At 63.3% G+C, this 14,927-nt stretch carries 7 protein-coding genes; 1 reads left to right on the forward strand and 6 read right to left on the reverse strand.

What is annotated here, in order from left to right; genetic code table 11:
* The first annotated feature begins 379 nt into the window (after positions 1-379).
* The gene (locus AC6A67_RS01920) at positions 380-4,957 is read left to right on the forward strand and encodes a glycoside hydrolase family 99-like domain-containing protein (RefSeq protein WP_498034839.1); all 4,578 of its coding nucleotides are present in this window, start codon (positions 380-382) and stop codon (positions 4,955-4,957) included.
* Positions 4,958-5,065: 108 nt separating this feature from the next.
* Here AC6A67_RS01920 and AC6A67_RS01925 read toward each other — a convergent pair whose 3' ends face one another.
* The 6 genes from AC6A67_RS01925 to AC6A67_RS01950 all read right to left on the reverse strand — a co-directional run bounded on the left by AC6A67_RS01925 (position 5,066) and on the right by AC6A67_RS01950 (position 14,590).
* Positions 5,066-6,055, reverse strand: coding sequence for a glycosyltransferase (locus tag AC6A67_RS01925; RefSeq protein WP_498034840.1), 990 nt, complete (start codon positions 6,053-6,055; stop codon positions 5,066-5,068).
* Between the two features lie 5 nt (positions 6,056-6,060).
* The gene (locus AC6A67_RS01930; protein ID WP_498034841.1) at positions 6,061-9,252 is read right to left on the reverse strand and encodes a glycosyltransferase; all 3,192 of its coding nucleotides are present in this window, start codon (positions 9,250-9,252) and stop codon (positions 6,061-6,063) included.
* Between the two features lie 969 nt (positions 9,253-10,221).
* Positions 10,222-11,025, reverse strand: coding sequence for an enoyl-CoA hydratase/isomerase family protein (locus AC6A67_RS01935; protein ID WP_498034842.1), 804 nt, complete (start codon positions 11,023-11,025; stop codon positions 10,222-10,224).
* Positions 11,026-11,328: 303 nt separating this feature from the next.
* Positions 11,329-11,766, reverse strand: a complete 438-nt coding sequence (locus AC6A67_RS01940; protein ID WP_498034843.1) for an FKBP-type peptidyl-prolyl cis-trans isomerase — start codon at positions 11,764-11,766, stop codon at positions 11,329-11,331.
* A gap of 211 nt (positions 11,767-11,977) precedes the next feature.
* Positions 11,978-13,726, reverse strand: coding sequence for a lysine--tRNA ligase (locus AC6A67_RS01945; RefSeq protein ID WP_498034844.1), 1,749 nt, complete (start codon positions 13,724-13,726; stop codon positions 11,978-11,980).
* Between the two features lie 159 nt (positions 13,727-13,885).
* Complete coding sequence (locus AC6A67_RS01950) at positions 13,886-14,590, reverse strand: transporter substrate-binding domain-containing protein (RefSeq protein WP_498034845.1); 705 nt, start codon at positions 14,588-14,590, stop codon at positions 13,886-13,888.
* Positions 14,591-14,927 lie beyond the last annotated feature (337 nt).

Consider the following 14,927-nt stretch of genomic DNA (forward strand, 5'->3'; position numbering starts at 1 on the left):
ACTTCTGCACACCCCTCTGCCCGAAGCGCGCCCCTTGAGGGCCGCGCCGTCGTCCGCTGGCGACGCGCTGAAGCGTCGTCGGGCGAATGCAACGGCAGGACACGGGGCGCTGGCGTCACGACAGGCGGCGCCCGCGCAGCCTTGTGGCCATGTGCGCAGGCGTTGGGCGCCAGGTGCGCGCAGGCCCATGCCGGGCGCGCGCCGCCGCGCCGCCGCCATTTATTCGACCTGCCCCTTTCAGTGTGCCCGCCCCTCGGCGTGTGCCCCCGGCGGTTGGCGCTAACGCGTGCACCGTTCGCCCGTTGCAGATTTTCCCTCACCACCCCCGATCGTGCGAGTCGCGTGCATGCAGCATAAGTTTCACAGTCCAGCGAAAGCCATGAATTTCACCGGAGAGCGCTTTGTCAGCGCGCTCACTGGCGGCATTCAGCATACACACCATCATCGCTATCTGGCGGCGATGCAGTTGTGCGCTGGCAAGCATGTCCTTGATGTTGCGTGCGGCGAGGGCTACGGCGCCGCGCTGATCGGAGACTGCGCCGCGTCCGTCGTTGGCGTTGATGTCGACAGGGACACAGTCCAGTTCGCCAGGGACTGCTATGGTCGGGACGGCGTCAGCTTTATGGAGGCCTCGGCGGAAAGCCTGCCGTTTCCCGATGACACGTTCGATGTCGTGGTCTCGTTTGAAACAATCGAGCATCTGCGCGATGCAGAGAGGTTTCTGGATGAGGTCAGGCGGGTGCTCAAAGCCGATGGCGTGCTGGTCATCTCGTCGCCAAACAAGAACATCTATTCGGGCAAGGATGGTTACGATAACCCGTTCCATGTGCCTGAGCTGACGCCTGCGGAATTCAGGGAAATTCTTGACGCGCGCTTCAAATTTATCGAGTTTTACGCGCAAGAGCGCGTGACGGGCAGCATTGTGGCGCCCATGGAACGGTTGGCCCCGCCCGCGCTGTGGGAGACGGCGGACGGCCAGTCCTACACGCTGACAACAACGACCGAAAATCCAAGATATATCATTGCGATTGCGTCGCATTCCGCCCTGGATGTCAATATCGGCTCGGTTCTGACCCATACGACGTACGCCAGCAAGACGTCTGAGCATCTGGCCTATTACAAGAAGAAATACGAGGAACTGCAGCGGCAGCGCGCTGAGGTTGATCGTGTGCGCCAACAGGCAATGGATGTGTTGAAGCAACGGCTTGCAACTGTTCAGACAGACGTGGCGGGCGTCAGAAAAAGCCTCAAGGACGTTGAGGGCGCGGTGATCAGGCAGGTCGCCGATGTGCATCAACGCCAATGGCAGCAACTGGTTGAACTTGGCGAACGCCAGGCATCAGCGGCCGAGCGCGGAAAACCGCTCGAAGCCTTCGCCCAGGAGGCGTTGTTTCCAGCATTCTACGCGTTGCGTTATGCGAAGCTGCGCGTCAAATCCATCCTGTGGTGGGTGCTTCTGCGCAGGAATACGTTCCAGTATGCGGCGCAGGTGTCTGCCGCCAGCACCGAGGGCTTCGCCGACTATGTGCGCCACCAGGAGGCGCGCCGGGCCGCGCGCAAGCGTCTGCTCGTTGGACGGCTGAAGCACCCCCTGTCGCGCGAGAAAAGGGCCGCGTGGCATGCCGCTGAGGCGCAAGCGTTTCACGCAACGCGCGACGATGCGGTTGACCAGACCGTCGCGGACGCGGCCTTGCCCGAGGGGAACCGGGTTGACGCTGACCTGTTTGGTGAATGGATTGGCAATGCGGTTAAGCCTGCGCCGCACGATGAGCACCGTGTGCTGAACCAGGCCCGGATCGGCAAGGCCGCGGCAGGCGAGGCCCGGCTCGTCGCCTATTATCTGCCCCAGTTCCATCCAATCCCGGAGAACGACCAATGGTGGGGGGCCGGGTTTACCGAGTGGCGTAATGTGGCGCGGGCGTTCCCGATCTTCGAGGGCCATTATCAACCGCGTGTTCCGGGTGAACTCGGCTATTACGATCTTCGCGTTCCAGATGTGATGCGACGTCAGGTCGAACTGGCGACCCACCACGGCATCGCCGCGTTCTGCTTCCACTTCTATTGGTTTGCCGGCAAAACCCTGCTGGAACTCCCAATCCGGGCCTTTCATGAAGACAAGGCGCTGGACATGCAGTTCTTCCTGTCCTGGGCCAATGAGAACTGGTCGCGGCGGTGGGATGGCAGCGAAAGCGAGGTGTTGATCGCGCAGGATCACTCGCTCGAAGACTCCCGCAATTTCCTTGAGCACATTCGCCCCTATCTGGAGGATGCGCGCTATTTCAGGATCGATGGAAAGCCGGTTCTCTCCGTCTATCGACCCAGCATCATCCCTGATCTTGAGGAGACGGTGCGCGAATGGCGTCGGCTGGCGCAGAGCTGGGGCTTCCCTGGCCTGTATCTGATCGCGACCAACGCATTCGGCTTCAAGGATTATGAGGCGTTTGGCTTCGACGCCCTGTCGGAGTTCCCGCCCCATTGTGTGGGAGCGAAAGATATCCAGCCGGAAATGGCGGTGTCTGCAGTGCGCAAGTCTGGCCGTGTTCGCCGCTACGACGAGATCGTCGAGAACATGATTGACCGCCCTTACAGTGATGGCGTGGTGCATCCAGGCGTCATGATGGGCTGGGATAACTCGGCCCGGAAGCCCGATTGGGGTGACGTTATTCACGACGCGACGCCATCCCTGTTCAGGAACTGGCTGGAGGACTCGCTGGACAGGGCGTCGCGTCACGCGCCTGAGGAGCGTCTTGTCTTTGTCAACGCCTGGAACGAATGGGCGGAGGGCACCTATCTCGAGCCTGACGCGCGCTTTGGCTATGCTTACCTTGCGGCTTGCGCTGATACCCTCTGGTCGCGACGCTACGGCGATGTCACCCGTCCTGTCGCGGTGGAGGGCCGCAGAGCCGGCGCCGCCGGTCGTCCGCGCATTCTGGTGTGCGGGCATCATGCTGGCGCCGCAGTGTTCGGTGGCGAGCGGTCGCTCCTCGACGTGTTGCGCGCCCTGGCTGCTGCTGAATACCATGTGACTGTCGCGCTGCCGGAAGCGCCTGCCGCGGGATATCTGGAGCAGATCCTCGGGTTGTGCGATGCGTTTCTGGTCCTGCCCTACCGGCGTTGGCATGAGGGGGGACAGACATCCCTCGACGGCGTTGCAGACATTGTTGCGGTGATACGGGAGCGGGGCATCGATCTGGTGTACGCCAATACCGGCATGTTGCGCGGCCCACTCGAGGCTGCGCGCTACTGCAACATTCCATCGATCGTGCATCTCAGGGAGCTGATGCAGCACGATGTTCAGCTGCAGAATGGCGCTGGCGTGGATGGCGATGGGGTGACGGAAATCCTTGCGCGTTCAGCCGACGCCATCGTGGCCAATTCGGTCGCGACGCGGGCCAGTCTTGGCGCTGGCGCAGTCGCGACCACTGTGCCGAACGTCATTGATCTGGCGCCCTTCGCCAGCATTCCGGCGCGCGACGCAACCAATGTTGTGTTCGGCATGATCAGCAGCAATTTGCACAAGAAGGGTGTCAGTGACCTCATCGCGGTGGCTCGCCACTTCGAAATCACCAATCCGGACGTGTCTTTCGAGATTATCGGGCCGGTGACTGGCGAGGCGGTCAGGCAATACGCTGATGAGCCGGCGTTGTTGCCCGGCAATGTCAGGCTGGTCGGCTATCTGGATCGTCCCGAGGATATCTATACAAGGCTGGACGTGGTGATGAACCTGTCCTGGTTCCAGGAGTCGTTCGGCCGCACGGTGCTTGAAGGGATGGCCGCAGGGCGGCCCGTGATCGCCTACGACTGGGGGGCGCTGCCCGAGCTGGTGGTGAATGGTGAAACCGGGCTGCTTGTTCCCTACAGGGATATCGCAGCGGTATGCGCCGCCGTGGAGAAAATGCTGGACAGGACGTTCAGGCAGGCATGCGGGCGGCACGGCGCTGCGCGCGCGATCCAGCTCAACAATTTTGAACACTACGCAACCGGGATTGACCAGGCCGTCACGACGAGCCTGAACATGACGCGGGTGGGGGACAGGGCCGCCGCATCAGGCGCCGCCAGCGTCGATATCGTGGTCTGTGTTCACAACGCGCTGGCCGACGTCAGGGTCTGCCTTCAGTCGGTGATCGCGCAGCGGGAACTGGACGCGCGCGTGATCGTGGTCGATGACGGTTCCGATGAGGAAACCAGGCAGTGCCTGGTCGGTCTTGCAGCAGACCATGCGTTCATCTCGGTGCACAGGAACGATGTCGCCCTGGGTTATACGCGCGCCGCGAACATGGGCGCGGCGGCCAGCGACGCCGACGTCATCATCTTCCTGAACAGTGACACCATTGTCACCAGCGGCTGGGCGCGCAAGCTGGTCGCCGCATTGCACCATGATGACAGGACGGCGATCGTGGGGCCGCTGTCGAACGCGGCGAGCTACCAGTCCGTTCCGGGCATTGTTGGTCAGGACGGTCAATCCGCCATCAATGTCCTGCCGCCGGGGCTCACGCCTGACGACGTAAACGCCGCCCTGGAGGCGTTCGACGATGGGACGCCCGTCTGCGCGCCGCTCGTGCACGGCTTCTGTTTTGCGGTCCGGCGCACGGCGTGGGACGCCATCGGCGTCTTCGACGCAGACGCCTTCCCGCGTGGGTTTGGTGAAGAGAACGACTATTGCTTCCGCGCGGTGAACAAGGGTTATGCCCTCCGCATCGCCACCAACACTTACATTCACCACGCCAAATCGAAGAGCTATTCCCCAGAGCGTCGCCTGCCCCTCGTGGAGCAGGCGCAGGTCGTTCTGGTGGAGCGCTATGGCGCCCGGCGCATCGATGAGGTTGTGGCGCTGCTGGAAAACCAGCCCCGTCTCGTCCAGATCCGCCAGCATGTCGGCGATTTGTTTGACCGTCATGGCGAGATGAATGCAGAAGATTGCGGCGGCGTCGACGTGTCGGTGGCCCGCAGCGCGTGAGCAGTTCGGCCGGCGCAGACGCTGACGCTTCCGCGATCTGCTATAGGGTCACGCGCCTGACCGAAGCAAAAAAAACCCTCCGACATGGATGTCGGAGGGGGCTGCAGGCTAAAAATCAGTCGTTGTACACGCTAACAGCTGTTGGCCGTCGCGCTCGGGCAGTCCAAGCGCGTGGGTCCAGGGCTGCGCCGCATCACACCGGACGATCATACGGTCCGGCAGGATTCGCGCCAGAGGCTCAAGCGCGGCTTCCGGGATGGCCATGGCGCCGCGATGGGCCCACAGCGTATAGCTGAGCCGACCGGCGACATGGGGCCGGGCGCCCAGGGCGTCCGCCAGTTCATCCATGGCGTTGGGTAGTGTATCGGCGAGGTCAAGCGCCGCCATCCGCTGGCGGATGATCGTGGAGCCGTCGCTCTGGTACTCGGCGTGCACGCCCGACACGGAATCGCTGCTCACGCGATAGAGGTAGAGCGACTGCTCGACCATGGCCGGCTTGAAAAACCGCAGCCACGTGAACCAAAGCGCGTAGTCTTCGCAGTGTCTGAACTCAGCAGCGTAGGGATAGCCCCCAAGCAGCATGTAAATGTCGCGATGGGCCAGAATGCTGCCGTGCGGGAACGGGCAGCCGTGGTCAACGAAGAAGCGCAGAATGCCTGACCAGTCGCCAGGCCGGATGTGCGTGTCCAGCTCAGCGCCCGATGGGCCGATGCGCGTCATCCCTGTTCCGCTGATGGTCAGTTCAGGGTCGGCGTCAAACTGGGCGAGTTGGGCTTCGATCTTGCCGGTTCGCCAGACGTCATCAGCATCCATCCGTGCAATGAGCGGATACCGGGCCGCCCGGATGCCTGCATTCAGGGCGCCGACGATGCCAAGGTTACGCTTGAGCCGGACCCAGCGAATGCTGTTCGCAAGGGAGCCAAGTTGGCCGGCTATGGATTCGACCGGATCAGGACTGCCGTCATCGACCAGGACGATTTCCATAGGGCATGGATAGCGTTGATCGATGATCGACTCGAGGGCGCGCCGCAGCAGTTCGGTTTGCGCATAAGATACCCGGCGGAAAAACACCGGCAACACGACGCTGATGCCACTCATAGCCGTCATGCCCTTGTCCCCCGGCTTGCATAAACAGTATAGGCCGCGCGCAGGTGCGCCAGCTCTGACGGCCCCAGCGGCTCGCGCAGGTGGCTGGGATAGTCGAGGACGTCGCCCATGAAGTACCCATCGGGCAGGCGTGCGGCGGCCTGCACGAGACGGGTCTGCACTTTCCTCAGGCATTCCCTGTAGTGTTTGGGGTCGTTTGGCGCGCCGGAATTGCCGTCGCCGATAAGGCGATACTCGCTGACGGTGTCGAAAGTTGCGGCGGCTTTCACGCCTGCCGCCAGCAGCTGGGCGAGGAAATCGTAATCTTCAATGTAGTGGATGGTTTCGTCGAACCTTGCCTGTGCGGCCACGATCGCTTCCGAACGTACGAGGAAGCTGTTGAAGGTGATGAATGGACCGCCGAGCAAGGCGACGAATGGCAGCACAGAATGCTGGGTGAATGGCGCGCCATTCTGAGGCAATGCGTTAGACGATCCATATACAAAATCAGCCCGTGTGGCGCGCATCAGGGGGATGAGGCGCTCGGCGTAGCTGGGCAGCAAATGATCATCGTCGTCGACGAAGCACAGCAGCGGATAGTCGGCAATATTGGCCTGCAGATAATCGAACGCAACATTGCAGGCATAGCCGCGCTTTTTGGCGACGTCGGGCGCGTGCAGGAAGACAATGGCCTGATAGGCATCAGCGTCAAAGCGCGGCTGCAGCGCAGTCCTGACGAAGTCAAAAATATCTGACGATCCGTGCACGACCACGCAAGGCGTGAATGGCTGCGTCTGGTCGAGGACAGACGCGATGGCTGCTTCAAGCAGCTCGATGCGCTGCCCCTGGGTGCGGATGACGCACAAGGTTCGTGGGTGGTCCGGCAACATGTGTCGGCAAATGGGTTGTACCTCACCCACATTGAGCTGGTTGCGCAGGAAATTGACGCGCACCTCGTCGCCCAACTTGTCCTGCCGCGCGCTCTTGCCCACCGATTGCGATGACCCATGCCAGCGGTAGCGGTAGAGGTATGATGGAATGCGACGCAGTTTCTCCTTCGCGGCCACGCGCAGGGCGAAATCATAATCCTGAACGCCAGAAAAGCGGGGGTCGAGCCCGCCGACGTCTGCGAAGAGGTCCTTGCGGAAGCAGACCAAATGGCCGGCGATCATGCCTGCTTCAAACAGGTCGGTGAGGGCGCCATCCGCCCGCCGTTGTCGCAAGGTTGTCCCTGTCTCATCGATATCCGTCATGAGTGACGTGAAATAGCGGCAGCCAGGGTGTTGGGCGATATGGCGCGCTACGGTGTCGAGCGCCTCTGGCTCCAGCTGATCGTCGCAGTCGAGGAAAAGGATCCACGGATAGTTAGCCGCCTCGACGCCAGTCTGCTGGGCATACACAATGCCATGGTTGGCGCCGTCCGAGATGATGCGCGCGCGCGTGCGCGCCGCCTCGGGCATCAGATCACGCAAGGTCGTGTCGGGCATCGACGGGTCGTCGTTGAAGATGATCCACTCAAATGGCTGGCGCGACTGGACGGCCAGCGCCGCCACACTCTCCGCACACAGGGCGAAGTAGTCGCGGTGGGCGTAATAGGGCGTGACGATGGAAAACCCAACCGGTGCATCGACAGGGCCAGCGCTGTCCGCAGGCGCCGCTTCCAGCACCTGGCGCACCAGCGCGCCGCTGCCCAATTGCAGGTGCAGCGGTTTGCGTGTGATGTGACCAGACGTCAGATAACGATCAATAATGAGTTGCGTGGCGATGCCGTAGGGATCAGTCGGGCGGGTCTGAACGGTGGTGGTCGCGCCGTTCACCAGCCTGGCCGGATGCCGCCGTTCAGCGGCGGCGACGAAGCGGGCGCTGAGCGCAGGCCATTTCCGACGCGTCGCGCGCGCGACAACACGGGCAATCAGCCGTTTCAGATAGGGATCCCATGGCTGCCACGGCTTTGCGTAGATCGACATCAGGCGCTGCTCAAGCGATGCAACCTGCTGTTGCGCCTGCTCCAGGGTTGCGTTGAACTTCTCAAGCTGTGAGGCCTCGATCAACGCTGCGGAGGCGTTGACCGCGTCGAGATCACGTCTGGCTTGCGCCAGTTGTTCCTGAATAGCGGCAAGTTTTACTTCATTTTCCTGGGCAGCGCTTGCCGCCTCAGCGGACACCGTTTCTGCCTGCGCCTCCGCGACGCGCGCCCGATGCTCAAAGGAATAGTTTCTGCCCTTTTGCTGGATCAGATAGGTCTGGATGCCTGCAATCAAGTCATCCTTGCTACGGGCTGCATCCTCCAGGGCAAGCTTGTATTGCGCCTCCCACAGTGCGACTGCGCGGCCAATGTCCATCTGCTGGCGCACCAGCCTGGTCACCGCTGCCGCATCGTGGGCGCCGGCAGCGTCAATCAATGCGCCGACCGCCTGTGCCGTGACGGGGTTCCCGACGACCAGAGCGAGGCCAAAGTTGGCGTCAGCCATGGCTTGCACGTTGGCGGGGGTGACCAGTCCTCCGATCCCTTGTGGGTCGGCGACGACGACTGCGCAGCCGCAGGCCATCGCCTCAAGGGCGCTGCGCCCCATGGCGAACACCAGGTCAAATTCCGGCAGGAGGCGCTCAGGACAATCCGTGCCGTTGCCCATGCCGCCGCCAATGGCTTCAAATTCAAGGCCGCGCGCCACGCAGCGTTCCCGGAGGACGGCAAGGGCGCGATCGCCCGGTCGCCACGGATTGCCGTAGGCCAGTGCGCGCCTGATGGGCGCGCCGGCCGGACGCACTTTGTCGAAGCGCGCCGTGTCGACGAAATTGGGGATGATGGCGATGCGATCCGTCGGAACGCCGGACGTGACCAGCCGCTCCCGGGTCATCTGACTGACGGCGACATAGCGGGTGGCGAGCGGGCGGGGCAGCGGCGCCTCCTGCCATGGCGACCATCCATGGCAGGCATTGACGACTGGCGCGGCCGGAAACCTCATGGCGGCCGCCGCAGCGTCCAGATGATGGTGGGCGTGAATGACGTCAGGCGTTTCGGTGATCGATCCGAGGTCGTCGACAACGGCAATGCCCGCCTGTCGCATCTCATCGGCGATAGGGCCGAGCTCAGTGCTATAGGCGATGACGCTGTGGCCGCGGTGACGCAGGGCGCTGGCAAGGTCCCTGATATAGAGTTCAGTTCCACCACGCCATGACAGCGTGTTGTTCGTCATAAGAATTTTCATGGAAAGCCCGGTTCGTGTCGGGTTATGCCCGACAACACATGATTTTCGTTTAATTTATGTCCGTGATGCTGAATGCATTGGCTAAGCATTATGCTGGTCCGCAGACCTGTGAAATTCTCGCCGGCAGGGGGCTGCCGCCATTCTGGCTGGTCCGTTTTCGTTCCTGCACTGCGTCGCACACGACACTTTTTAAATGTGTTGCACCATGACCGTTCGTCAGCGCGCCCAGAATCGCAGAGGTGGTTGACCAGATCAAGTGTTGCAGAATTCCGTTGGACATTTTGTCATCATGCGCAGGACGCTGTGCGCCCGCTGCTTTGACAGGTGAGCAGCAGACGAGATTTCTGACGCTCGTCTCGCTGCTTTCAGGCCAAATGATGGTTTCGGGAGCGGGGGCGCCTGTTTTTTTGTGGGTATTGTGGCCCAGATTGGAGGCGTCGCGTCGGTCGCATTGCGTCCGATGGCGTCTGAGCGTCGAAGCCGCTCCCATACTCCAATCTGGCGTCAATTATGGCGCTCTGTTTGCGACTGGAACAGGTGGCGCCGGTTCGATTGGATCGATGGCCAGGGTTCTAACACCAACTTGCCAAGGGTACGCGACCGCGACGATCGATTGGCGTCCAGCTGGATGTTGCGGCGAGGACAGTCGAAGGGGCCATGCGGCGAACCGCCATGAGAGAATGGTTTCATCCGTCGGCCCGCCTCTGCGCGGGCACAAATGGCGCCGCGTGCATACGTCCGCCCGCCGACACGACCCGGATGCGCATCATATCGCGGGGCGGTGTGCTGGCGTCGCGAATTGTCGGACATCTTGCGCTGGCGCTGAATTGGCCCAGCACCGGGCGGCCGCGCTGCCCGCAGCCGCCCAGTGGACCATGCTCCGATCTCTCGGGATCGGCTGCTGCTCCTCACTCCATTCAGCGCGCGTATTCTGTCTGACCAGACGGATCTGGTTGCTCGGTAAGCGCCCTAGCGCCCCCGGAACACCGGCGCGCGTTTTTCGAGAAAGGCGCTGATCGCTTCCTGATTGTCCTCGGTCATTGAGGCCAGGATGTATTGGTCGATGTCGGCGTGGGCGGCGAGGTGGTTGAGGGCGGTGGCCTGGGCGGTGATGGCGCGGTTGGCCATGCGCATGCCGATGGGGGGCAGGGCGGCGGCCTTGTGGGCCCAGCGTTGCGCCGCCGCCAGCGCGCCGCCGTCATCAGTCATCTCGTCAATCAGCCCCCATTGCAACGCCTGTGGCGCATAGATGCGTTCGCCGAACAGGATAGCCTGGCGGGCGCGCGACGGGCCGATCAGGTTGAGCACGCGCGGGGTCGCGCCCCAGTTGAGGTTCCAGCCCAGCGGGATCTCCGGCAGGCGCAGGTGGGCGGTCTCGCCGGCGATGCGGAAGTCGCACGACACGGCCAGCGCCAGCGCCCCGCCAATGCAAAAGCCCTCAATGGCGACAATGGTCACCTGGTCGAGGTTCTCCCAGGCGGCGCAGGCGATGGGGGCGAGGCGCAGCAGCTCACGCTTCTCCAGCAGCGGCGCCTCGCGCACCGCCTGATGGCCTTTATCAGACAGATCGGCGCCCGATGAGAACACAGGATCGCCGGTGAGGATAACGGCGCTGGTGTGGGTGTCGTCGCGCAGCCGCAGGGCCGCGTCGCGCAGCGCCCGGATGGCCTCGACGGACAAAGCGTTGAATTTTTCGTCGCGGCGCAGGGTGACGGTGGCGACGCGGTCGTCGAAGGCGACGTCGACTGGTCCGATCTGGAATGGCGTGGACATTGGCGTTTTCTCCCATGGCGCCGCACTTGTTATGGGCTGATGCCAGAACCCGATGAGCGTGACTCTTCGGGTTCTGGCCAAGCCCGTGCGGCGCCTGAGCATTTCAGGATGCGGATGCGTCAGCATCTTCACATCCTGGTATCACAGACCCTGTCGCGACTGGCGGCGCAACGCCGGTTGCGACCGGCTTATGGGGGAATGTAGCGCGCGGCGGCCATACGCCAAAGCCAGATACGCCAAAACAAAAGGGCGGCCCGAAAGCCGCCCCCTGTCAGATCAGGTGATCAACGCCGTGCGGCGCGATCAGCGCACGCCGAGCAGCTCAACGTCGAAGATCAGCGTGGCGTTCGGCGGAATGACGCCGCCAGCGCCACGGGCGCCGTAGCCGAGCTCAGCCGGGATGATCAGCACGCGCTTGCCGCCAACCTTCATGCCAGCGACGCCCTGGTCCCAGCCCGAGATGACCTGGCCTGCGCCCAGGCCAAACTCGAACGGCTGGTTGCGGTCGCGCGAGGAGTCGAATTTCTTGCCCGGCTTGCCGTTGTTATCGAGCCAGCCGGTGTAATGCACCTTGACCTTCTGGCCTGCCTTGGCCTCAGGACCCGTGCCGACCACCTCGTCCTTGTACTTCAGGCCCGAGGCGAGGGTGGTGACGTTTTCAGCGGATGCGCTTGCGGTCATGGCGAGAACTGCTGCTCCTGCGAGAGGGATCAGGGTGCGTGAAATCATCGAACGGAACATGCCCGGACGTCCTTTTGCGTGGCTTCGGCGAAGCCCGATGTGCGAGCCAGCCTAGAGCGCTTTCCGATCAAACGGAAACGTTTGATCGATCAGAATTCGCTGGCCGCATGGAGATGTTTGAACGGAAGGCGTGGCGATTTTGCGATCAGCGCCTGCAGTTGCCGACGCAGATGGGACCTGCGTCGGCAGCTGACCTGGAGCCAACGCGGGCTCAGTCGCTGGCGTTGGCGCGGCTGGCGAGGAAGGCCTCATGCTCGGCGATCAGCTGGCCATCGAGCCCCTTGCGGATCAGGGAGATGGTGGCGGGAATGCCGAGGATGGCGGCGAAGGAGCCAAAGCGTGGACCGCGCTCTTCGCCGAGCAGGATCTGGTACAGGGCGTTGAACCAGGCGCCGGAGACGCCGGGGCGCTCAGGCGTCGCGCCCTTGGCCTTGAAGTCCTGATAGTCAGGCACGGTGCGGCCGACCTCATAGACCACATCCTGAATCTGGGCGGCGTCGGCATTGTCCGGCAAAAGCGCCAGCCGGGCCGACAGCTCGTCCAGCGCCGCGCGCTCATTGTCGGAGGGCGCGCGATATGTCTTGGCCGGCTTGACGAAGTCCTGGAAGTTGCGGACGGCGAGGCCGAGCAGGCTGTCGAGGCGCGGGTGGGTGTCCGGCGCCGCCGAAGGGGCGTAACGCTTCAGGAACGCCCACAGGCCCTCGGTGGTCTCGGCATTGGCCACGGCGGCGAGATTGAGCAGCAGGCCGAAGGAGATCTGCGTCGGACGCGGGGCGTTGTCGCCCTCCGCCGCGCCAGCCTGGGCGACGACCTCTGGCGCCGGCGGGACGCCGCCGTGAATGTGGTGCACCGGATTGCCGAGCCGCTGCTTCAGGTCCTGACGCGGATAGGCGTCGAGGAACGACAGATATTCATCCATATTGCGCGGGATGACATCGAAGTGCAGCCGCTTGGCCTCACGCGGGCGGGCATACATGAACAGGGCGAGGCTCTCCGGCGCGCCATAGGTCAGCCATTGGTCAATGGTCAGGCCATTGCCCTTCGACTTGGAGATCTTCTGGCCCTTCTCATCGAGGAACAGCTCGTAATTGAAGCCTTCCGGCGGCTGGGCGCCGAGGGCGCGGGCGATCTGGCCCGACAGCTTGACGGAGTCGATCAAATCCTTGCCGGCCATTTCATAATCGACGCCGAGCGCCGTCCAGCGCATGGCCCAGTCCGGCTTCCACTGCAGCTTGGCGTGGCCATCCAGCGCCGAGGTCTCGAACACCTCGCCGCTCACGGGATCGCGCCAGACGAGGGTTGCGGTGTCGGCCTTCACCTCATCAATCGGCACCTGCATGACATGGCCGGTGACCGGGTGGATCGGCAGGAACGGCGAATAGGTGCTGGCCCGCTCCTCGCGCAGTGACGGCAGCATCACCTTCATCACCGCGTCATAACGCTCCAGCACGAGGCGCAGCGTGTCGTTGAAGCGGCCCGACCGGTAACATTCGGTCGCCGACATGAACTCGTATTCGAAGCCGAAGCTGTCGAGGAAGGCGCGCAGGCGGGCGTTGTTGTGGGCGCCGAAGCTGTCATGCGTGCCAAACGGGTCCGGAACCTGGGTCAGCGGCTTGTTGAGGTGCTGCGCCAGCAGCTCGCCATTGGGCACATTGTCCGGCACCTTGCGCAGGCCGTCCATGTCGTCGGAAAACGCTATGAGACGGGTCGGCACGCTGTCATTGGTCAGCTGGCGGAAGGCGTTGCGCACCATTGTGGTGCGGGCCACTTCGCCAAACGTGCCGATATGCGGCAGGCCCGAGGGACCATAACCGGTCTCGAACAGCACATAACCCTTGTCTTTGCCAGCTTTCACCGCAGCCTCGCGACGCGCGACAAGCTTGCGCGCCTCTTCGAAGGGCCATGCGGACGAGGTCTGCGCGGCTTCCACCAGTTGCGGGTCGAAAGCGGACGAGGTCATGGAGCTACCGGTTGTTCCGGCCGGCGCGAGGGGCGCAGGCCTTGATGTCAGTCAGCGCGCCGCCTTGGCGACGTGCGGTCAGGGCGCCGCGCCTTGGGCGCTGCGTGCGTTCTCAATGTGGCGTCCTGGGCGATGCGTCAAGGCGATGGCGGCCACGGATCAGAAAAAGCTGACCGGGAAATATCTGAGATAGAGCTCTTCATAGCGCCCATCCGCCCAGGCCTGCTGCAGGGCGTAGTTCAGCGCCGCAAGCAGCGCGGCGTCATCACGGCGCACGATAAAGCCAACGCCTTCGCCAAAAAAAGCGTCGGAGAGATAGGGGCCGCCGGCGAACTGGCAGCAATTGCCGGCGCGCGCGCCATGCAGCCACTGGCTCATGCGGAAGCCATCGCCAAAGACATATTCCACCTCATCGCCGATCAGGCCAGCGCCCGCAGCCGCAAGGTCCGGGTAGGTCTTGCGCGGCGCGGCGGGAAAGCGCGCCGTCAGCCAGGCCTCATGCGCCGTGCCCGCCACCACGCCAATGGTCTTGCCGGCAAAGCCTGGCGTCCCAGGCGCCGGGGCCGCGCCCTTCGCCATGAACCGGCCAGGAAAGCGCATGTAGCGGGTGGTGACGGCGAAGCGCTCCAGCAGCTCGGGGGTGAGCGGGGCTGCGGCGATCACCACATCGCCCTTGCCCTCGGCCAGGGCGTCGAGCAGCAGGTCATAGCGCCGGGCCTGAATGGTGCAGGTGGTGCCGAGGCGGGTGCAGGCGTCGCGGGCGAGATCGACGGCGAAGCCCACTGGCTGGTTGGCGGCGTCGAGGAAATTGAACGGCGCGAAACCATCCTCGGTAAGGAAGCGGATGGCGCCCGAGCCGCTCATCTCCGGGCGTTCCAGCCGGGCGTTGATGTCGCCGAGGACAGGGATGGCGACCTTCGCTTCTGTTTTCGGGGATGTTTCGGCCTGCGCGGCGTGCCGGCAAGGAAATAACAGCGCATATCCGCATAAATACAAAACAGAAATAAATAGTTGCAAATAGATCATATTCCGCGTGGAATATTGTTTGACGTTCGCCATTATACCTGTCGCCTCGCCTGCGTGGTGCATCATGACTGTCGTCGTCCCCGTTGCGCCCTTGCCCGGCGACCCCATCTGCACCGGGAGCGCGCCGTCAGCACCGGCACACACGCCGCCTGGCGCCCGCAGTTGGGCCTTGCCC

This window comes from Camelimonas sp. FR25 (assembly GCF_059740505.1).